General features: G+C 69.8%; 23 protein-coding genes. 11 read left to right on the plus strand and 12 right to left on the minus strand.

Annotation, left to right across the window (positions count from 1 at the left end):
- The first annotated feature begins 71 nt into the window (after window positions 1–71).
- Complete coding sequence (locus OG413_RS46600; protein ID WP_266816022.1) at window positions 72–317, plus strand: hypothetical protein; 246 nt, start codon at window positions 72–74, stop codon at window positions 315–317.
- On the opposite strand, the gene OG413_RS46605 is transcribed toward OG413_RS46600, so the two are convergent.
- From OG413_RS46605 to OG413_RS46640, 8 genes are all read right to left on the minus strand, one after another.
- Window positions 307–942, minus strand: a complete 636-nt coding sequence (locus OG413_RS46605; protein WP_266816023.1) for a hypothetical protein — start codon at window positions 940–942, stop codon at window positions 307–309. The genes OG413_RS46600 and OG413_RS46605 overlap by 11 nt on opposite strands.
- A 190-nt stretch (window positions 943–1,132) precedes the next feature.
- Entirely contained in the window at window positions 1,133–1,333 is a 201-nt protein-coding gene (locus OG413_RS46610) for a hypothetical protein (RefSeq protein ID WP_266816024.1), read from the minus strand.
- A 51-nt stretch (window positions 1,334–1,384) separates the two neighbouring features.
- Window positions 1,385–1,543: a hypothetical protein gene (locus OG413_RS46615; protein ID WP_266816025.1), complete on the minus strand. Its 159-nt coding sequence runs from the start codon at window positions 1,541–1,543 to the stop codon at window positions 1,385–1,387.
- Window positions 1,544–1,774: 231 nt separating this feature from the next.
- The gene (locus OG413_RS46620) at window positions 1,775–2,062 is read right to left on the minus strand and encodes a hypothetical protein (protein ID WP_266816026.1); all 288 of its coding nucleotides are present in this window, start codon (window positions 2,060–2,062) and stop codon (window positions 1,775–1,777) included.
- A 376-nt stretch (window positions 2,063–2,438) separates the two neighbouring features.
- Window positions 2,439–3,128, minus strand: coding sequence for a recombinase family protein (locus tag OG413_RS46625; protein WP_266816027.1), 690 nt, complete (start codon window positions 3,126–3,128; stop codon window positions 2,439–2,441).
- Window positions 3,129–3,414: 286 nt separating this feature from the next.
- Complete coding sequence (locus tag OG413_RS46630; protein WP_266816028.1) at window positions 3,415–3,837, minus strand: hypothetical protein; 423 nt, start codon at window positions 3,835–3,837, stop codon at window positions 3,415–3,417.
- Window positions 3,834–4,124 carry a hypothetical protein gene (locus OG413_RS46635; RefSeq protein WP_266816029.1) on the minus strand — a complete coding sequence of 97 codons (291 nt, stop codon included), beginning with the start codon at window positions 4,122–4,124 and terminating at the stop codon, window positions 3,834–3,836. The genes OG413_RS46630 and OG413_RS46635 overlap by 4 nt, the downstream gene beginning before the upstream one ends.
- Window positions 4,124–5,074 carry a hypothetical protein gene (locus tag OG413_RS46640; protein ID WP_266816030.1) on the minus strand — a complete coding sequence of 317 codons (951 nt, stop codon included), beginning with the start codon at window positions 5,072–5,074 and terminating at the stop codon, window positions 4,124–4,126. Before OG413_RS46640 ends, OG413_RS46635 begins: the two co-directional genes overlap by 1 nt.
- A gap of 432 nt (window positions 5,075–5,506) precedes the next feature.
- On the opposite strand from OG413_RS46640, the gene OG413_RS46645 reads away from it, so the two are divergent.
- The 5 genes from OG413_RS46645 (at window position 5,507) to OG413_RS46665 (ending at window position 9,016) form a co-directional block, all read left to right on the plus strand.
- Window positions 5,507–6,190, plus strand: coding sequence for a hypothetical protein (locus OG413_RS46645; RefSeq protein ID WP_266815992.1), 684 nt, complete (start codon window positions 5,507–5,509; stop codon window positions 6,188–6,190).
- A gap of 187 nt (window positions 6,191–6,377) precedes the next feature.
- Window positions 6,378–7,214: a ParA family protein gene (locus tag OG413_RS46650; protein ID WP_266815993.1), complete on the plus strand. Its 837-nt coding sequence runs from the start codon at window positions 6,378–6,380 to the stop codon at window positions 7,212–7,214.
- Window positions 7,214–7,666 (plus strand): hypothetical protein, encoded by a 453-nt coding sequence (locus OG413_RS46655; RefSeq protein WP_266815994.1) that lies wholly within the window; start codon window positions 7,214–7,216, stop codon window positions 7,664–7,666. The genes OG413_RS46650 and OG413_RS46655 overlap by 1 nt, the downstream gene beginning before the upstream one ends.
- The gene (locus OG413_RS46660; RefSeq protein ID WP_266815995.1) at window positions 7,663–7,905 is read left to right on the plus strand and encodes a DUF6372 family protein; all 243 of its coding nucleotides are present in this window, start codon (window positions 7,663–7,665) and stop codon (window positions 7,903–7,905) included. Before OG413_RS46655 ends, OG413_RS46660 begins: the two co-directional genes overlap by 4 nt.
- A 901-nt stretch (window positions 7,906–8,806) precedes the next feature.
- Window positions 8,807–9,016: a YozE family protein gene (locus OG413_RS46665; RefSeq protein ID WP_266815996.1), complete on the plus strand. Its 210-nt coding sequence runs from the start codon at window positions 8,807–8,809 to the stop codon at window positions 9,014–9,016.
- A gap of 147 nt (window positions 9,017–9,163) precedes the next feature.
- Here the strand turns inward: OG413_RS46665 and OG413_RS46670 are convergent, their stop codons facing one another.
- From OG413_RS46670 to OG413_RS46685, 4 genes are all read right to left on the minus strand, one after another.
- Window positions 9,164–10,801, minus strand: coding sequence for an ATP-binding protein (locus tag OG413_RS46670; protein ID WP_266815997.1), 1,638 nt, complete (start codon window positions 10,799–10,801; stop codon window positions 9,164–9,166).
- A 181-nt stretch (window positions 10,802–10,982) separates the two neighbouring features.
- Window positions 10,983–11,990 carry a bifunctional DNA primase/polymerase gene (locus OG413_RS46675; protein ID WP_266815998.1) on the minus strand — a complete coding sequence of 336 codons (1,008 nt, stop codon included), beginning with the start codon at window positions 11,988–11,990 and terminating at the stop codon, window positions 10,983–10,985.
- Window positions 11,991–12,203: 213 nt separating this feature from the next.
- The gene (locus tag OG413_RS46680; protein ID WP_266815999.1) at window positions 12,204–12,890 is read right to left on the minus strand and encodes an ATP-binding protein; all 687 of its coding nucleotides are present in this window, start codon (window positions 12,888–12,890) and stop codon (window positions 12,204–12,206) included.
- Window positions 12,887–13,621, minus strand: coding sequence for a GntR family transcriptional regulator (locus OG413_RS46685; RefSeq protein ID WP_266816000.1), 735 nt, complete (start codon window positions 13,619–13,621; stop codon window positions 12,887–12,889). Before OG413_RS46685 ends, OG413_RS46680 begins: the two co-directional genes overlap by 4 nt.
- Window positions 13,622–13,911: 290 nt before the next feature.
- On the opposite strand from OG413_RS46685, the gene OG413_RS46690 reads away from it, so the two are divergent.
- The 5 genes from OG413_RS46690 to OG413_RS46710 all read left to right on the plus strand — a co-directional run bounded on the left by OG413_RS46690 (window position 13,912) and on the right by OG413_RS46710 (window position 18,857).
- The gene (locus OG413_RS46690; RefSeq protein WP_266816001.1) at window positions 13,912–14,409 is read left to right on the plus strand and encodes a hypothetical protein; all 498 of its coding nucleotides are present in this window, start codon (window positions 13,912–13,914) and stop codon (window positions 14,407–14,409) included.
- Window positions 14,406–14,645, plus strand: coding sequence for a hypothetical protein (locus tag OG413_RS46695; protein ID WP_266816002.1), 240 nt, complete (start codon window positions 14,406–14,408; stop codon window positions 14,643–14,645). The genes OG413_RS46690 and OG413_RS46695 overlap by 4 nt, the downstream gene beginning before the upstream one ends.
- Entirely contained in the window at window positions 14,642–16,096 is a 1,455-nt protein-coding gene (locus OG413_RS46700; RefSeq protein ID WP_266816003.1) for a hypothetical protein, read from the plus strand. The genes OG413_RS46695 and OG413_RS46700 overlap by 4 nt, the downstream gene beginning before the upstream one ends.
- A 3-nt stretch (window positions 16,097–16,099) precedes the next feature.
- The gene (locus OG413_RS46705) at window positions 16,100–16,480 is read left to right on the plus strand and encodes a hypothetical protein (protein WP_266816004.1); all 381 of its coding nucleotides are present in this window, start codon (window positions 16,100–16,102) and stop codon (window positions 16,478–16,480) included.
- 94 nt (window positions 16,481–16,574) lie between these two features.
- A complete protein-coding gene (locus tag OG413_RS46710) occupies window positions 16,575–18,857 on the plus strand; it encodes an FtsK/SpoIIIE domain-containing protein (protein ID WP_266816005.1) in 2,283 nt (760 codons plus the stop codon).
- Window positions 18,858–19,009 lie beyond the last annotated feature (152 nt).

A 19,009-nucleotide genomic window follows, 5' to 3' on the forward strand; every position in this document is an offset into this window, starting at 1 on the left:
TGCCCCACTGCCGCCCCTGCCTGGAGCCCCGCGTCCCGCCCGGTGGGCTCGGACCTGCAGGAGGCCGCAGCGTGGTCGCCACGCTGCTGCTGAAGTGCTCGCTGTGCGGCGCCACCGGGCCAGTGCACGTCCTGGGCGATGACCTGGACGGCCTGGCCGTCGACGCGCTCGACCACCTGGCCCGCCGTCACCCCGGGTCCCCGGCTGACGTACTGGTGATGCACCAGCACAGCGCCTCCGGCTTCGGCGCCCCGGACCAGGTGGCGGCGCGGACCCGGGGCCTGCGATCGGCGAGCGACGAGCCGCTCACCGAGTAGGCCCGCCGTCGCCCGCACCGGACGACTCTTCGTACTGCGCGATGGTCTTCTGCAGCCGGGCAGCGAGGTCCTGGAGGTGCGGCGTGAGGGCCCGCTCCATCGCGGTCTCCCCACGCTCCGCTCGTATCCGCGCGTCCTCTTCGTCGAGCATCTCGTCGAGCGACTTCGGGTGCGGGTCCAGCCGGTCCATGAGCCAGGCCGACGCCCGCCAGTCGCCCGGCCGCCGGCGGACCCGTCGCTCGGTACGGGTCTCCCCGGTGACGGAGTCCGTCCACGTGCGGTAGGTCTCGGAGACTACGGCCCCGCGGGCGGCCTCCTCGATGTGGCCGGTGGCACGGACGGCCGCAGCGGCACGGGCACGGGTCACCCTCGCGTACAGGGCAGCGCACGGGTCGGAGGAGTCGATGTCGAGCCGCCCGCCCTGCGTCTCCACCAGGTCCTCGCCGACCCGCATCCACCGCAGGAAAGTGGAGCGGCCGATCCCCGCCGCGTCGGCAGCCTGCTGCATCGGCAGGCCCACGGCGGTCGCGCGGGTCAGGAGGTCCATCACCGCCGGGGTCAGCAAGGAGGGGCGCCCCGTCTTGCGGCGCTTACGGCGGGCGGGAGTCATCTCAGTGATCTTCATGTGGGCGGACCGTACGGACCGCCACGGCTACCGTCGCGGCCTTCGCGGGACTTCCGGGACCGGCCCATCACGCGCGAGATACCAGCCTCACCGGCTACCGTCGCGGGCTCGGTCGAAGTGCGCTCCTGGTCCGCCGCCCGGTGTAGGGGAAGAAGCCACCCGCCCCGGACGCGGTGCCCGGGGCGGGTGCTCAGAGGTCCTCCGGCCGGAGATCGCGGACCCAGTGCCACGTACCGGTGGCGTCGGGTGCGTACATGGACCGGCCGCCGGGATAGCGGCCGTAGTCGCTGATGATCGCGGTCCAGGGGTCCGGGTCGTCGGTGTCCACCGGTACCACCCAGCCGTCGAGCGGTCCGCCGTGCAGCTCTACCTCGGTCGTCGTGTCGTCCACGGCCCCACGGTACGAGGAGCGCGGGCGCCAGGAGGGCGATCTGGCAGAAGGTCAGCCGGTGCTGTGATCGGGTACGTGGCGCCCGTCGTCGAGGCGCATGTACCTGCCGGACGGAAAGTCCGCGTCCAGGGTCAGCACCGGGCGGTTTGTCTCAGCGTCGACCACGATCACCTTGCCCCAGGGCTTCATGAGGGCCATCACGAGGTCCATCACGTCATGATGGAGGAAACCTGTTCAGCCATGGCCCATTCTCCCAGCTCAGCCGCCGGGTAGCTCCATCACGCGACCGCCCGTTCTGCCGAAAGTAGAGGTGAAGGGGAAGGGTCGGATCGGAAGCCGCGGGCGGGTGGAGCTGGTGGCCGGCGGCGGGTACCCGGGGTACCCGCGGTGCGATCATCTGTCTCCCGTGGGAAACGGCTGTCCCCGCTCGTGCGCCTGACGTCAGCTTTTCCCAGGAGCCCCGTATCGGCTACGGGCGGTGTCCGGGTGAAGCTCCAGCCACTCACCGATGCCCTCCCAGGTGAGTCCGGCGGACCGGTCGTACGCGACGGCGGCCTCCATCACCTCGCGCACCAGTTCCGGGAGCCGCGCTGTGTAGGCGCTGCGCACTGCCTGATCGCCCGGGGTCAGATCCGCGAGCTCCTGCGCCGCTACGGCCAGGCCGGCGGCGCGAGCCCGCGCGACTTCGGCCAGTACCGCCTGGAGCTGGGCGTCTGGCGCTGGCCGCACGATCGCGGCGGGATGGGTGCTCCGGTGGTGGGCCTGGCGGCACGCGCCTGAGCAGTACCGCCTGCGGGCAGTCGAGTCGTCCGGCAGTGCTTTGGAGCAGACAGCGTTCGCGCAGCGGCGGTCCGACACCGGGTCCTCCTGATGTTGCGTTACGAGATTGGAGATTTTCCGTTGCGTCACACCATGGCGTGACGCAACGTAAATTTCCCGGTCAGCGTAACGCAACAGCATTGAGGGGCGGAACCCTGCCGCCGCGCGGGATCCGATCAACCACCGGGGGCGGAAACGGCCATCTGCGCCTCCACCTGCGACGACTCGGAAGGCAATGGGGGCCCCTGCGCCGCTCATGGCGACTCCGGAGCCCCGCTGCCGCCCACTATCGGGTCCCAGGCTCCAGCGCCTCCCTGGGGCTCACGCCACCTACTGTCGGCCTCCCCCCGACCTTCAGCTCCGGCACGTACTTGTAGAGCGTCGTCCGGGAGATGCCGAGCAGCTTGGCAATGGAACTGATCGACGCGGCCGGGTCAGAGAGCATCGAGCGAGCGTGGCGGATCTGCTCGGCACTCATGGCCGGCGGGCGGCCGATGCGCTCCCCGCGGGCACGAGCTTCGGCCATGCCTTCGACGGTGCCCTGGACGATCAGCTCCCGGATGAACTCAGCGAGCGCAGCGAACACGTGGAAGACCAGCCGACCGCCAGGAGTCGTGGTGTCGAGTGACTCATGCAGCGACTGGAAGCCGATGCCGCGCTTGCGCAGGCCGCCGACGATCGCGATCAGGTCCTGGATGGAGCGGCCGAGGCGGTCGAGTGACGGGACCACGAGGGTGTCGCCAGGGCGGGCGTAGTCGAGTGCCTTCCACAGCTCGGGGCGCTCGGCGTTCTTGCCAGATTTCTTGTCGGAGAAGACCCGGGCACAGTCGGCTTTCTCCAGTGCCGCGATCTGCCGGTCGAGGAGCTGGCCCTTCGTGGAGACGCGTGCGTAGCCGATCAGTACGCCGGTGGCGGTGGCGGGGAACGCAGCGAGGACGGCGTCGCCGTCCTCTGTCCACTGGGAAGGTGTCGTCATGTGATCACTGTACATAAAAGGGAGGTGGTTAGTTGTTGGACGCCGCACGTTTCTGAACACCTTTGTTGGACGCCTGGACTCACCCGCAGGAGGTTAGATCCGGGCGCTTGGCCAGACTGTCCAAGAAGCGATCGATTGATGGACACTCCTGGATCAGGGTCGCGCCGCTCCTCGACGGCTTGACGTGCGCGGCCGGGCACCGGCGAGGGCCCGCGCCAGTTCTGACGCGGGCCCTGCTTTCGTACCGGACCGACCGCGAGCTGCAAGAGGTCTCAGGCCCGTCCGTTTATCTCCTGCGGCCTTGGTGGAAGCCCTGGCGTGCCGCGGAGCGTGCGGCACCATGACGATGCTTGCGAGCTTCCTCCGGGATCTCGGCGACGTCGCCCAGGGCGACGCGGATAGCGTCCGCGTCCGCCGGCGGACCGCCCGTGCTCCGCTCGTAGTCGGCGAGCAGTTCGTGGACGAGACCGGTAAGCCGGGTGATGCGCGGGTCCCGCAGCCGTTCGAGCGGGACCTGCATGTACGTCGCCTCGAACAGGTCCGCGCCGACCTCGACCGGTAAGGCGTTTTGGTCGGAGCTCCACTGTCCGGTGTCCGGGTCGTAGACGACGGGCCGGAGCCCGACGACGGGTGAGTCGTACTCTTCGTTCCAGGACCGCCGGAAGTGCTCACCGTCAGGGGAGCGCCACACGTCGGAGGCTGACGTCATTCCCCCGCCTTCCTGCGGCCACCGCGCGCCAGGGCCCGCCGAGAGGTGCGCGGCTGGGGCCGGTCAGCTCGTTCGACGGTCACCTCCTGGTAGTCGTTCCTGGGCGCGGCCGGGGCCTCCAGGAACAGCACCTCCATGAAGACCCGGAGCCCGCCGTCCCTGTGGTTCGGACTCTCAGAGATGTTGCCGACGACGACCTCTGGGGACGCCTCCGGTGCCCGCTGCACTGCGGCCGCCGTTCGCCGGGCCTTGTCCGGGTCAGAGTCCATGATGCGGAGCAACGACATCAGGCGCTCACCTCCGGCAGGCCAGCGCCGTAGCCGTCCAGCGTCCAGGCCGCCCGCTCCCACACGGGTTCGGTGCCGTCCGCAATCCGGTGCAGCACACCGGCCATCGACACCCCATCGGCCGCCAGGTCCAGCGACCGCGACCACGGCATCGGGATATCGCCGCTCCACTCCCACGGGGCGCAGGCACGCGTGGACGAGTGCCGGTCCGTCCAGCCGAACCATCCGACCCAGACCTGCGTCACCGAGGCGTTCGCCGACGAGTGGGGCGCGGCCCACGGGTGCAGCGGGTCACGGCCGGAAGGGACCGGCTCGGAGCTGGGCAGGCGCAGCACCGCGTGCGGGTAGCGGCGGTTCGGGCCCATGAAGTCGGGCTCCTCGATCACCCGCCGGTCCGCCAGGAGCGCATCAAGCCGGTCGAGGACGGCGCCGCGCTCGGGGCTGCCGTACTCCCCGGCCTCGGCGGCGTAGAGGACCTGGCGGTCGCACACCGAGACCACGGCAACGCCCTGCGCCTCCGGGAGCGAGTCGGGTTCGACGTCCACGACCAGGAGCACGGCGGCCGGGTCGACGACCAGCTCACGCGCGAGGAGCTGCGCCTGGTCGTGCTGCTCCCACAGCGTCATCGCGTACCGGCACGGGTCGCAGAACCTCCCCTTCCCGAGCGGTTCCGTCTCCTCGGCGCCGCACCGCCGGCACCGGTACTGGAGTTCACGGGCCCGGTCGAGGACGGCGCGCTGCGCGGGCGACACCGAGCGCTTCGGCACTGCGGCGCTCTCCTCGTACAGCGGGGCGTACGAGTTGCCGTGGTAGAGGATCTGGCCGACCGGGTCGGACCCCGGCTTGAGGCCCTGGCGGTCGAGCTGGGTCTTGGTCTGCAGACCGTCCGGCACCAGGGCCCAGTCGGTGTACCGGGTGAGACCGGGAAGTGGCGGGATGGAGCGGGGCAAGGTGACCTCCTGTGAGTGCTTTTGAAGCGAAGGTAAGGCGTAGATCCTGAGTGCGCAACAACCGTCAAACGCTGGTTGACCTGCGCTTTTCCTGCGCGGTATCTAGCTTGCTTGAACACTTTTCCGCAAGCGGAAAGGCTAGCGGCTTAGCCAGCACGGATGGAACCCGTGAGACCGTCGTACGTGTGCGCGGTCGCGCGAGACTGCCAGCCAGCACCGGAGACCATCCGCGCGCACTATCTACGCCTCGCTGGCCAAAGAGCGGGTTTTCGAGGCTGGAGAGGCTGGTGGGGCTGGTGGGGCTGGTGGGGCTGGAGTTTCCGCGTGCGGGAATGCCAGCGGATAGGCCCGCGTCCTCGTCCGGTTTCCCGCCCGGGTGGCGCCGTGCTCTCCGGCCGGAATGGCTCGGGGTATCTAGCTAGACTGCGCGCCATGTCGGTGATCCCTTTCGTTGTCGCGGTGGAGCCCTGGGACCTTGAGGCCCTGGATGAGAAGGTCTCTGCCGGGCGGGCGTCAGAGCTGGCCTGGCTGAAGAAGGCCCGGGAGGACGAGGGCGTGCGCTTCCTCCGGGGCAAGGCGCAGAGCGAGGCCCGCGGCCGGGTGCGGGCGAAGTTCGCCGCGATGCGGGCGAAGGGGAAGCTGGCCGGCACCCGGGACCTGGTCGTCGCGCGTGCCGTCCGTGCCGAGCTCAAGACCCAGGCGTTGGACGGCCCGTACGAGCCGCTGCCCAGCAAGGACGCCCGGATGCCGGGGCGTCGCGTCGGCACCGGCCCGAGCCACTACGACCGGTTCGGCCACGAGAAGACGAAACTGACGGCCCGGATGGCGGTGCGCCTCCCCGCCGATCTCGGCGAGCAGCTCGTGCGCGCCACGTACTGGACGAGCGCCCCGGCCGTGAAGGCGCTGTGGGAGTGGCAGACCAGGTGGGGAGATGGCCCCGAGGTCATCTTCCGCGAGGCCGAGCGGCGCGGCGCGGTCACTCTCCTCGACGTCTGGTGTGCCGCGATGGCGTCCCGGCCTGACGCCGACGCCATATTCGAGAAAGCCAAGCTCCGGGCTCAGATCATCACCACCGGCGACATCTTCCGCGCCGCCGTGAAGCGCACCATTCGCTGACCTGCCGCGCCCTTGGCGGGCCTGCCTAGGGAATCGCGGTCTATCTGGCTAGATAACACGGGGACTCCTCGCGCCTTTGCTTGCTTTTCCGCAAGCCGAATCACAGTCGGGAATGCGTGCGGGTCAGCTTGCGCTTAGCCTCGCCGGTCGACAGGCTTCGCCCTACCTGACATGGAAGGGAGGGCCGATGGCCGTAGAAGGACTCGACACCGTCGCCGAGGTCTCGGAGAAGGGCGGGGTCGGTAAGACGTCGGTGACGGCGGGACTCATCGCGGTCGCCGCCGAGCTGGGCTTGCGGGTCGGCGGCGTGGACCTCGACCCGCGGTCCACGCTCACCGACGAGCTGGGTGTCTCGGAGCCGAAGTTGTCGGTGAACGACATCTACTACGTGGACCGGGAGAAGAAGCCGAGGGACCCCGCCGAGATCGCGCGGGACGTCCTGGTGCGCGCCGGCAAGGAGTGGCCCTCGAACGTCTTCCTCCTCCCCTGCGTCCGGGAGTTCGGCAACAGGGAGACCGACCCCGCCACCGGGATGGAGTTCCGCCTCAAGCGCGCCCTGTGGGGGCTGCGCGACCTGGTCGACATCATGTTCCTCGACGTGCCGCCTCGACCTGGCGGCAAGATCGGCGGATCGGCCCTGCTGGCGACGAGGAAGGTACTCATCCCCTCGACCCTCCTCAACGACGGGTGGCTCGGCGCCACGGAGGCCATCCGGTCCATCGAGCACTACAACATCCCCGGCGGCCTCAACGAGGAGCTGGAGGTCGCCGGTGTCGTACGGAACCTGGTTCCCCGTGATGGCGAGTTCCGCGAGATCCACCGGTACTGGGACGGCCGTCTCCAGGAGACCTTCGGCGACCTAGTGCTTCCGACGGTCATCAAGAACTACGCAGTGCGCGAGACCTGCCGCACCGCCCGCGCGCCAATCACCAGCGCGCCCGGCCGCGAGGCCAAGCTGCTGACCGGCGCGTACCGCAAGGTCCTGTTCCACACGCTGCCCCACCTGAAGGAGGGACGGAGCTGATGCCCAGCTTCCTCGACAAGGCCAAAAACAACCAGGAAGAGGGCCGGGAGAAGGACCCGGCCGCCCCGTCCGGCGCTCCGGAACCCGACTGGGACAACCCCGACTCCTGGAGCGGCGACGGCGGAACCGAGAACAATTCCGCAAGCGGGAATGCTGTCAATCCTGCGGACGCCGACGGCGACCAGGAGCACGGCGCCGACGGCGGCCGCGCCCGCCAGTCGGCCAAGCCCAAGGCACCCCGGCATCCTCCTCGCCGCCGGGGCCGGCCCCGCGGCCCGGAGCGCGAAATGCTCTCCGTCCGCATCCTCGCCTCGAACAACCGGAAGCTGACCGTGGCGGTCGAGAAGACCGACCTCAACCCGCAGACCCTCGTGGACCAGGCGCTGGAAGCCTTGTTCAAGCGGCTCAAGGTCGAAGACCCTGGCCCCGATCAGGTCGAGGGCGCCGCGTGACCGGGTTCGAGGAACCGATCCTCACCCTCCGGCTGCCGGTCCTGCTCGACTGGGAGCAGCACCGACCCGGCGGGTGCCGCTGCCTGTGCGCGGTCTTCCATCGTCTCCCCGGGGCAACCGGCTGTACGACAGGTGCCCAGCCCGGCCTGCTGCTCCGTGTCGAGACCGGCACCGAGACCAGCGGACCGCTGCCGGTCTGCATCGGCTGCTACACCGCGCTCGCCCCTCTCTGCGTCTGAACCCGCCCGGCCGCCCGCGTTCTCGCCTGCTTTTCCGCAAGCGGGAACGCGGGCTTTCCGCTGTCCGGCCTCTGCCCGGTGAGGCTGTGAACAGGTAGGACGCGGGCAATCTTGCTAGATAGAGCGTGGATTCACTGGTGGGACGCTCTCTCAGTGGCGGGACGCTCCCGGCAGCGCGTCCTGGAGGGGGAGGGTAGAACGGACAAGCGCGTTCGCGCTTGGCACCCCCGGGTGCGGGCCCCTTGCGGGCCGCGCGTTCACCGGCGACGGCCGAACCGGCCGCGACCGGCCTCCCGGCCGTCGCCGGGCGCGGCCCGCGGCCTTCCGCACGTCACCCGCCCCGCCGCGCCCGCACCGGCCCCGTGAGCGCTGCGGCCCCGCCCACGAAGGTTCGTCTTGCCTTCCGGCCGCGAAGCGTGCTTGAACAGCGACATGGCTGCTCTGAGCCACCCAAAGGCGGGGCGGCGTGCTCGACCGGACGGTTCGTCGCCGGGTGCGGATCGAGAGTGATCACTTTCCGTCGATCACGCGGACGGAAGTTGGGACGCAGGGACGCACAATTTCCCTTCATCTCTGATGGCTCCCTCTTCTCTCTCTTCTTCTTCAACATTCCAACAGAGATGAGGGGGTCAAGTGCGTCCCTGCGTCCCAAAAAAAGCGGCATATGGGGCACGTGGCAGGTCAGGGGCAGGGACGCACCTGGGACGCACCAGGGACGCAGTGCGTCCCAGGGACGCTCTTTGGGCCCTCCGGACGCACTGCGTCCCAGGTGCGTCCCTCATGTGCGTCCCACTCAGGAGCGTCCCTCGCCCCACCATTCCCTCACGCTCCGTGAGGGACGCGGCAGGGCACGGGATAGGGTGCGGACCGTCGACTGCAGGCGAGGGACAGGGGTGGGCACATGAGCGGCTTCGGTGGCTGGCTGGCGCAGTTCACGCAGGTCAGGGGCGGAATCGGTGACCTCGCGCGCGACGCTGCGGCGGACGCCGACTGGCCGGAGGAGCCCGACGAGCTGGAGACGTACGTCGACCACCTTGAGGCCGCCGGCGCTTCCACGGCCGCGCTGGAGACCCTGGCCGACGCCTGGACCCGGTACGTCGCCCGGAAATGAGCGTCCCACTCCCCCGCAAGCCCTCGCATACCTGGGCTGTGACCTGCGGTTTTGCGCTCAATCAAGCTAGATAGTCCGCCCCTGAGCGCGGGTACGCCGAAAGCCCGCCGGTGCGGTGCACGGCGGGTCGGCGGCAGAGCGGTGACGCTACTGCATCAGCTGTTCCTGCACCGGCTCGGGCGCCGGCTGCGGGACGGACGGGTCAGGACGCGGGATGTACCGGATGGTGATGGACCTCTTGCTGCCGGACTTCTGCCGGGTGATGTCGACGCCGAGCTTGTCGAGGTCGGAGGCGACCCGGTTGATCCGGCCGGACAGCGCGCCCGGGGTGCGCGGCCACTTGTCGTTCGTGATCCCCGCCTCGTGGGTGAGTGTGTCCAGCAGCTCGGCGGTGGTGCCCTCCCACTCGTGCGCCCCGCCCTCGCCGGTCGGCGGCTGGCGCTTCATCAGGTTCAGGAGCGTGGTGGCGACCTGGTTGGACTCCACCACCTCTTCGGCCAGCTCGGTGCGCTGCTGGAGGTAGTCGTTCAGGATGCTCGACGTCATGCTGCCGCTGACCTTGTCGAGCGCGGCCATGATCAGGCCGTAGTCCGCCATACGCGGCAGCGGGATCTCCCCGTTGTCGGCCTTCTCTCGGACGGCCGGGAGCTCTTGGAGCGTCCGAACGAGGAGGTCGAGGAGCGCACCGACGATCCGCGGCTGCGCCTCGTCGTACGCTTCCCACAACGCGGTCTCGGTGCGCCGCTGGGTGATCCGGTGCAGGTGGACCGGGATCATGCGGTCCGCAAGGTCACCGCGCAGCGTGCCGACGTCGATTCCGTTGACGATCAGCACCCGCCGGAACTCCTGGACCGTGACGTCGGAGTCCGAGTACAGGGTCCGCTTCACGTTGGCGTCACCGGTGGCCGCGCGGCACATCGCGTCCGACAGCCACTCGGGGATGCGCGAGAGGTTGTCGAGCCCGACGACCCACGAGCCGACCGCCGCCGTGGACCAGTCGTCCGGGTCCTTCGGCGTCGACCGCGCCGGAGCGGCGGACGGGTCGAGCAGCTGCACGAGCATCTTCGTCGCCGTTGACTTCGCGGTGCCCTGCTCGCCCGACAGGAAGAGCAGCGGGTGCGGGATGCCCGGGACGAGACCGGCGACCAGCCACGACACGAGCAGCGGCCACGACTGGTCCGTGACGTTCAGCAGCCCGCGCAGCTCCTTGAGCGACCCGCCGCCCTTGGGGATCGGCAGCGGCTGCGTGAGCTGGGAGCGGCGGAAGAGAGGCTGACCCGGCGCGGCCGGCCCCACGCTCCACTTCTCCGGAGTGACCGTGACGACCAGGCCGTCCGCGCGCCCGAGGTCGAGGAGGAAACCGTGCTCGGGACGCTTGCCGAGCGGGGCGACCCGCAGGTGCAGCGGCACCGGGTCCTCAGCCTGCGCCCGGCCCTCGATGGCGAGCATCGCGTCGGCGAGTGCCGAGGACGACGCCGCCTTGCCGTGCAGGCCGTAGTACGTCCGGGCCAGCTCGGCGCGCAGCGAGATCCGACCGCCGCGCAGCAGACGCGCGATCCGCGGACCGTCCTTCGGCACGGCGTACAGGTCGCCCGCGTCCGACGTGCCGAACTCGTACCGGCTGTCGGCCATCGCGATGATCTGGTCCGCCACGGACGGCGCCTTGTCGCCGCTGCCCTTCTTCGCGGCCGGTCCCCGCGGCTGCGGGGGCGCCGACTTGGTCGACTCCTTCCAGGCCCGGAAGGCGGCGAGGTCCTCGGGGCTCAGGTCCATGTCCTCGCTCATGCCGTGCCCCCGATCACCAGCGGGCGACGCAAGCAGGTGCGACGGGATACGAACGTCTCGCATTCGAGACCACTCCTCGGGTGCCTGGCCCCGGGACGGTGAGACGTCGCCGGGGCCGTTTCCATTGCCGAGGCGTGGTCTACGTGGCGCTGAACCTTAGTGTCTTGCGGTGCGAAGTCGTTCACGCGGCACCGCCCATCCGGCGCGCGGGCGCGGTCATCATCCGGCGCGGCCGGGACAGCCCGGCGGTCATGCCGGAGCGGAGCGTCTTCTCGATCTCGAACGCGGACTTCTCGCCGAGCCCGGACGCCTGCGCGGCCTCCGTCAGGTGCTCCTCGGCGACGGCCTGATCCAAGAGGCCGGCGGCGACCAGCTGGCCCGCGCGGTACGCCGCCAGGTTCAGCCTGTTGTTGCGGCCGGTGTCCGGCTTCATCGCCGCCAGCTCGTCACACTCGCTGCGCAGGATGCCGTGGGCCCACCGCTCCTCGCGGCTGCCCTGGCGGGTCAGGTCCCGCAGCCGGGCGACCACATCTGCCCGGCGCGGCGCTCCCCCGCTTTTGGGTGGCTCAGGGGCGGTGGTGATCAGCGTCAGCAGCCAGTCCGGCAGCACCGCCGGATCGGTGACGCTGCCCTCCAGCTCGTACGAGACGCCGTCGACCTGCGAGCCGATGCCGACGATGTAGCCACCGGCGGCCCGGGTGTCGATGCACCACCCGATCGTCCGAGCAGTGTTGCGCACCTCGACCCCGGCCGGAGCTCGGTAGACGAGGTGACGGCCGCCGCTCCGCGTACGGACGGTCAACGTTGGAGTGATCTGAGCGTAGGGGATCTGCGAGGCGAGGGAGTCGAGCATCGTCATGCCGTCGACAATGTCGGCGAGACCGGACACGTCCCCGTCGTGCGGGACGTCCAGGTCAACCGCGACGAGAGCGGACGGACCGCAGGCGATGCCGATGTTGAATGGGGCGCGACCCCAGGTGCGCTCGATGACCTCGGGGTCGCGGGTCGCCCGCGCTTCCCAGTCGAGCCAGCGCGGCTCCTTCCCGCCGACCAGCAGCGGGTGCACGTACATTCCGCGCTCGGCGTATCGCAGCGCGCTGGCCAGCAATGTTGCCCGGAGCGCCCGGGTTGCAGCCGTGTTGTTCTCCCGGCGGTGTGGCACCGGGGCCGATACATCTCGTACCCTCATGTTGGAGAGCTCCTGAACTAGTTCTCTCGACGTCGCCGGGATGTAGTGATCCCGGCCTTGCTGTAACCGAGGCGCCCTGGCAGGGGCGCCTTCGGCGTTTCTGGGCCCTCATGGTGCACCCGCATACGCTGTCGATCTTCATCGTCCACGACCGTCCGGGATGATCCATCCGGTTTGTCGTGCCAGCGTTGTTGCGCGTGACCGTGTCGTGATCTAGGGCTGGGTGTCGGCCGAGGCTTCGAGCGCCCGGAGTACGGGGTCGAGGTCGCCGGTGTAGGTGACGTGGGGTTCGTCTACGCCCGGGGCTTCGAAGCGAGCGGCGTGCCGTAGTAGATCGGCTTCGCTGAACCACATGGCGTTGGGGTTGTCGTAGGTCTCCTGGTTGCGCTCCTTGATCCGGTCCCACCTTTCCTGGTGGGTGCCGGGCAGGTGGACCAGGGTCACGGCGGCGCCGATCTCCTCGCCGATCCGGCGCCACTTCTCGCGCTCAGAGGCCGTCCAGAAGCCGTGGTCTACGACGACGTCCCGGCCGGAGTCGAGGGCCTCCCGGACTTCCACCGCGATCTCTTCGAGGATCGGCTGCTCCCGGACGCGGTACTCACCCCTCGGGAAGTCGCGCCCGTAGTGCCCGTAGGTCTCCCACACCCGCTCGTCCGGGCTGAAGCGCAGGAAACCCTGGGCTTCGAGTGCACGGGCGACCTTGGTCTTCCTCGATCCCTGGAGGCCAGCCATCAAGACGAGCCGGGCCGGGCCGCTTCGCCCTGCGAGTGTCCGCATGATGCGCGTGATCTCCGTCTTTCCTTCTGGGGGCATGGTGCCCTTCTGCTGAGCCCGGAGCAGTGAGCCCAGGCGTTCCTCGGCGACATGGACGAGAGTGTCGTCCAGGAGCAGGGGTGTCATCGGATGACCTCTTCCTTGGTCCAGCGGCGCCCGGGTCCTCCCACGTCAACGCCGTATTCGATGGTCGCGTCACCGGTGTCCACGACCCGAACGGTCAGCACGGTTACGGCGGCCTGGGTGTCCTCTGGGATTTCCAGGGTTGCCGCGTCGGCGGGGGTGGTGATCCGAGCCCACATCGAGCTGTACCGCCGAGCGACGGGACGTCCGGTGTGTCGGGTGATCAGGTCGATGGAGGTCCCGCCGGTAAGGCGTCTGCCCATGAGCAGCTCCGGAAGTTCCTCGGCGAGGTCTGCCGGAATCCACGAGGTGGAGTGGGAGATCACGGCGCTGGTCTGTTCGTCGCGGTAGGTGCGTGAGCGCCGGAGCACGGGTTGACCTGCACTGATCCCGAGCGCCTCGGCGATTTCCTCCGGAGCGGACACGATGCCGGCCATGTGGGAGTCGGACCGCTCCCCCGCTCGCCATGACGAGCCGGTGAGCTTGCTCCGCTCCTCGCGGTCGGCGGCCGTGGCCAGAGTGCCCCGTGCCTGCACAACCGTTCCGTGGCCACGGGAAGAGATGACCAGCCCTTCCGCCTCCAGCGCCTTGTACGCAGCGTGGACCGTGGTTTTGGAGCCCTTCCCCGCGAGGACCTGGTCCTCAATCTTGGGCAGGCGCTCGCCCGGCACGTACTCGCCCTTGCTGATCTTCGCGGCGATCGCGTCAGCGAGGTCTCTCCACTTCGGTGGCATGTCCGGTGATCTCCTCCAGTTGAGGAGACCAGTGAACCATAGTCCTGGGAATGATTCCTAGAGGCTCGCTCTCCTGGGAATATGTCGGCGTCAGCGATTGACACGGGTTCGTAATCCTGGGAATGTCATTCCCGGAAGGCAGCGCCGAGTGGGGCAACTCACGAAGCGTCGCGGCACAGCCATGCCTAAACCACCAGAACTGCGCCCGAAAACGGCGCGGCTCTCCGGGTGATCTGCCAGGACCGCCGGAGAGCCGCCGGGGCCGTTACACCGAGAGGGGCACGACCCACATGAACATCATCGTCGCAGGTCAGCGCATCGTTACGGACTCCGAATTCCTGGAGGCCGCGGTCGGCTTCAACACCGAGGTCGAGCCGCTGGACTTCGCCGAGGAGTTCACCGCCGGCGGACTCTCCAGCCGGGACGCGCTGAACAGCTTCCTCGCCGACTTCCAGGTCGAGACGGACACCGACCGCGAGGACGCCGCGTACTACCAGTCCCTGCTGCGCCGGATGCCGAGGGAGCTGCGCCGCCGTACGGCCGCCGCCCCCGTCGTCCTGGCCGCCGAGCTGGAGACCGACGACGACGCCCTCGGCTTCGAGGACGACGACTTCACCGCCGACTGGACCGCCGCCGACTTCGACTCGTACGAGGTGCTCGCCTCGGTGGGCAGGCCGAACCCGGCCGCCGCCGTCGCCCTTGCCCGTCAGCCCCGAGCCGAGCGCCGCAGCGTCCGTACCGCCCTGCGCCTGGTCCGCGACGAGGTCCAGACGGGGGTGGCGGCATGAGGTTCCTCGCGCACCTCGCCCTGTTCCTGCTGACCGTGCTGGAGATGGCCCTCGGCGTGATCGCCGGGACCATCGCCCTGGTCAGCCTCATCACTGAGACCGTGGCCCGCGCGACGGCCGTCGGAGGCGACAGCTTCGCCCGGCGCTTCCGCCTGACCCCGACGTCCCCCCGGCTGCGTGAAGAACTCGCCGCCCTCCTCTCGACCATGGCCAACCCGGCTGGAGGCACCCGATGAGCAGCTACCGCGAAGAGCGCCGCGCCGATGCCGCGGCTCAGGCCGAGCAGGAGCTGAAGGCCGCCGAGGTCCGGGCGGCACAGGAGCGCGAGGACCGCCGCCTTGAGGTCGAGGCGCGGCTCAAGGCGCGCGAGATCAAGGCCGCGCAGCAGCGTGAGGACGCCGCAGCTGCCGAGGAGCGCCGGGCGGTCCGGCAGCGTGAGGCCGACGAGCGTGCCGCCCGTCTCGCGAAGCAGTCCCGCACGGACAAGCAGGCCAAGAAGAAGGCCAAGCAGGCCGCCCGCGCCGAACGCAAGGCTGCTCGGCGGCAGGCGCTGACCCCGGGCAACGTCTACCGGACCGGCACCCTGGCTCTGGTCACGGCGTCGGCTCTCGGGTCGATGCCCGCGCAGATCCTGCACTTCGCCCACATGTCGCCGATGCTGCTGCCGCTCCCGTTCGCGATCGAGGGCGCGGCCTGGGTGATGGCGGCCGGTGTCGCCTACGCCGACGAGAGGGGCCTGCCCGGCTGGGTCCGGTGGGCACTGCGCGGGTTCGTCCTCGCGGCTGCCGGGTTCGCCGCGTCCATCAACTACGGCTACGGCAAGAACATCGCCGGTCTGTCCGAGGCGGACGCGACCACGGCCGGGATCGGCCTCGCCGCGGTCTCCCTGCTCGGTCCTCTGCTCTTCGAGGTCCGCCAGTGGGTCGGCACGCTGTCGGCGAAGACCGGCACGGCTGAGGAGAAGAAGCGCCGGCGGGAGGAGAAGAAGGCGGAAGCCGCGCGGCAGGAACACCTCGCCCGCCGCCGCAAGCACCACAAGGACATCGCGGAAGAGGCGGACCGCCTTCTGTCGGCCTTGCCCCTCGGCAGCATCACCGAGGAGGAAGCCTTCGGGGCCGCCTGGCAGATCAAGAAGGGCACCCAGCAGGGACTGTCCGCCGAGATCTTCGCTCAGGTGACCGACGCCCGGGTACAGCTCGGAGCCGCCTTCGAACTGGGTGAGCACGTGCGCCCCGAGCTGGTCCGCGCGGGCATGCTCGCCAACCTCTACAACCCCCTCCCCGGACGTCTCGCAGAGGGCATCCCGACCCTCGGTCCGAGCGTCCAGCACCCTGCCCTCCAGCGGTCCCCTGAGGGCGCTACAGCCCTTGCGGGAATTGGGGTGTACGGCTCCAAAGACGCAAGCGAGAAAGCCCGCGAGAACGCCAGCGAGGACGCTTCCGGGAACACTGACGGGAACGCCAGCGGGAACGGCCCGCGCGGCCGGTCGGATGAGGAGCTGGAGGCGCTTTTGCCGAAGGCCCTGAAGGTGGCCGCCGAGCTCGTCGCGGAGGGCAACCAGATCTCCGCCGCCGCTCTGTCGAAGAGGGTGGGCATCCGCCGGGACGACGCGCGGCGGCTGCGGGACCGGGTCATCGCAGAGCGGAAGCTGAAGCTCGTCGACGGCGACGTTGCGATGGGGGCCTGATCCATGAGCCGCAAGCCCGCCATTCATGACGCAGAGCCGAGCCTGGTCGTCTCGCACGGGGCCGACTTCTTCGGCGAGGACCGCCACCCGCTCAAGGGCATCACCGCCCTCGCCCCGTACGCGGAGAGCTCGGTCTCGTTCGTCGACCGCCCGACGATCGCGCCGCTCGTTCGGATCCTGGAAGCCCCGGCGTCCCGGTCCTTCCCGGCCGCCGAGGCCGCGCAACTCTCCGAGCAGCTGCTCAAGGTCGCCCGCAACCGGCACACCAAGTCCGCCGTCGCGCTCCTCGCCCGCGCCATGGCCGATGCGGCCGCCCGCGCCGCAGCAGGCGGCGAGGCGTGGACCTGGACGGTTGAGGGTTCCACCGCTGCCGCTGCCGCCTGACTGATCCGCCCCCCCGTGAAAACCGGCGGGGCCCGGCGCCTCCCTACCAAAGTCGCCGCCGGGCCCCGCCTCCTCCCGAAGGAGAAGCACCAGCATGACGGAACAGCCGACTGCCTCGAACCCGGACCGTACGACTCTGGCCACCATCACCTACCTCCACGGCGCGGGGCCGGCCACGGACACCAGCGCCCCCGCTGCTGCCCCCGCTTTGGGTGGCACGAGTGACACCACGGACAAGGCCGCGGTCGTCGAGTCCGCCCGCCGAATCCTTGAAGGAACGGTCACTAAAACCGCAGGCGACCCCAGCAAGCCGGAGGACCCGGACTTCGACGTCTTCGACGACAGCCCGCTGATCCCGGCCTGGGCGCGATCGGGCAAGGGCTGGGCCATGTACTCGGGGGTTTTCTACCGGGCCAGGGTCCGTGGCTACCGCCGGTGGGTCCGCCGCCAGCGCACCGACCGGGGCCACGTCGCGCAGTTCCGCCGCGGCCGTCGCCGGGTGCAGGACTGGGTGCGGGGCTTCGAGGGTGTCCAGCTGCAGGCGATCGCCCACCAGGCGCACATTGCCGCAGCCGAGGCCCGGTCCGCAGCCCGGACCGCGCGCTACACCCCCAGCCTGATGCAGAACAAGAAGCTGGCCGCGCAGCAGCAGGCCGACCGGACTCAGACGGTTGCTATGCAGGCCATCGGCGAGCACAAGCGGCTCAAGGCGACCCGGCGCCGGGCCTATGGTCTGCGCCTGGGAGTTGCGTACGGTCCGCCGGCCGCAGCCATCGCCGCAGGTTACGCCCAGGCCGGATGGCTTGGGGCGACGGCCGGGAGCCTGGTGACTTTCTCCGGGGGTGCTTTTGCGGGCCGCCACCAGATCACGGAGGAGACCGACTGGTCGGCTGACTGGAGGTCGCTCGGAGACGGCGACGCCATGACTGCACCGATGCTCGACGAGTGCTTCCGCGCCGCCAAGGTCATTGGTGGGGACGAGTCCCTGGCCATCATCCAGATGCCGATGCTGGACGTGCGGGGCGCCTGGTCGACGATCGTGGACCTGCCGCCGGGAATTCCGGCGAAGAAGGCCATGCGGGGGCATGCCGAATTGGCGAGCGCATTCGGTGTGGAGGAAGCGCAGCTCAGCATTTCGAAGAACAAGTCGAAGGGTGCCAGGGCCGGACGGCTGGAGCTGTACGTCAGCAAGGACCTGCCGTTCACCGGTGACGTCGCTCCCGGTCCTCTGCTCGCGCTTGAGGGTGCGGCGAACTTCTGGGGCCGTATTCAGATCGGCCCCGACGTGCGGGGTCTGGCGATTTCCATCTCGGTCGTAGAGCGGTCCGGTCTTGTCGGTGGCGAGCCGGGTGCGGGTAAGTCGGCGTCGGGCAACACGATCCTGCTCGCCGCAGCGCTGGACCCGCGGGTCATCCTCTGGCTCGCGGACGGAAAGGGCGGCGGCGACCTGGAGCCCTTCGAGGGCCTGTGCGAGTGCTACGAAGGTGCCGCCGATCCCGAGGCGTTCGACGAAATGCTCGACGCCGCGATCCTGGATATGAAGAACCGGTATGCGCTGCTCAAGAAGCTGGGCAAGCGCAAGGTCACCGAGGACCTGTCGAACAAGCACCCTGAGCTGCGGCAGAAGCTGCTCTGGGTCGACGAGCTGATGCTCTACACGACGGACGAGGAATTCGGAAAGAAGATCACCAAGAAGCTCCGCAACCTCGTCTCCCGAGGGCGCGCGGCGGGGATCATCACCTTCTGCGCCACGCAGAAGCCCGGCTCGGACGTCGTCGACACCTCGCTGCGTGACCTGCTCTCCATCCGCTGGGCTCTGCGCTGCACCACTCCCGAGGCGTCCGACACGATCCTCGGCAAGGGCGCCGCCGCGTCGGGTTACAGCGCCAAGACCATCGAGCCGGAGATGCGGGGCGCCGGTCTTCTGTGGGCAGAGGGCTCGAACCCGGTCCTGGTCCGGGCGGACTACTACTCCGACGACGAGGTCACACTCCTGCTGGAGCGCGCCTACGACCTGCGGGCCAAGGCGGGCACCCTGCCTGCGGGGCCGCGGTCGCTCGCGGACCAGCTCCGGGAGACGGGCGAGGACGAGGGCCAGGTCCTCGCTGTCCTGGTCGACGTTTTCGGCGCCTACGACCAGGCGGCGAAGGCTGACGACGAATCGGCGGCCGTCGACTGGCTGCCAGGCACGGTCCTGGTCGACGCGCTCCAGGCGGCCGGACTCGCCATCAGCCCGGAGAAGCTGGCCCGACTGGTCGTCCGCGAGGCCGACGAGAAGAGGAAGCGGGCCTGGGAGGACAGCACGTCCGCGCTCAACGGCTACCCACTCACCTCGGTGCTCCGAGCGGTCGAGACGAAGTACGGCCTCACCGCCTGATCAACCTGGATCGGCCCTGGACGGTCGCCCCGTTTGGGCTGGTATGCCCCCGGACGGGGTGGCCGTCAACCTGGACGGCACCCCCTCGACCTGGACGAGTCCCGTCCGGGTCGGACCGTGCCGCATCCAGGATGCTCACCCCCTCTGACCTG

The organism is Streptomyces sp. NBC_01433, from assembly GCF_026340105.1.
In the GTDB taxonomy this organism is placed as follows: domain Bacteria; phylum Actinomycetota; class Actinomycetes; order Streptomycetales; family Streptomycetaceae; genus Streptomyces.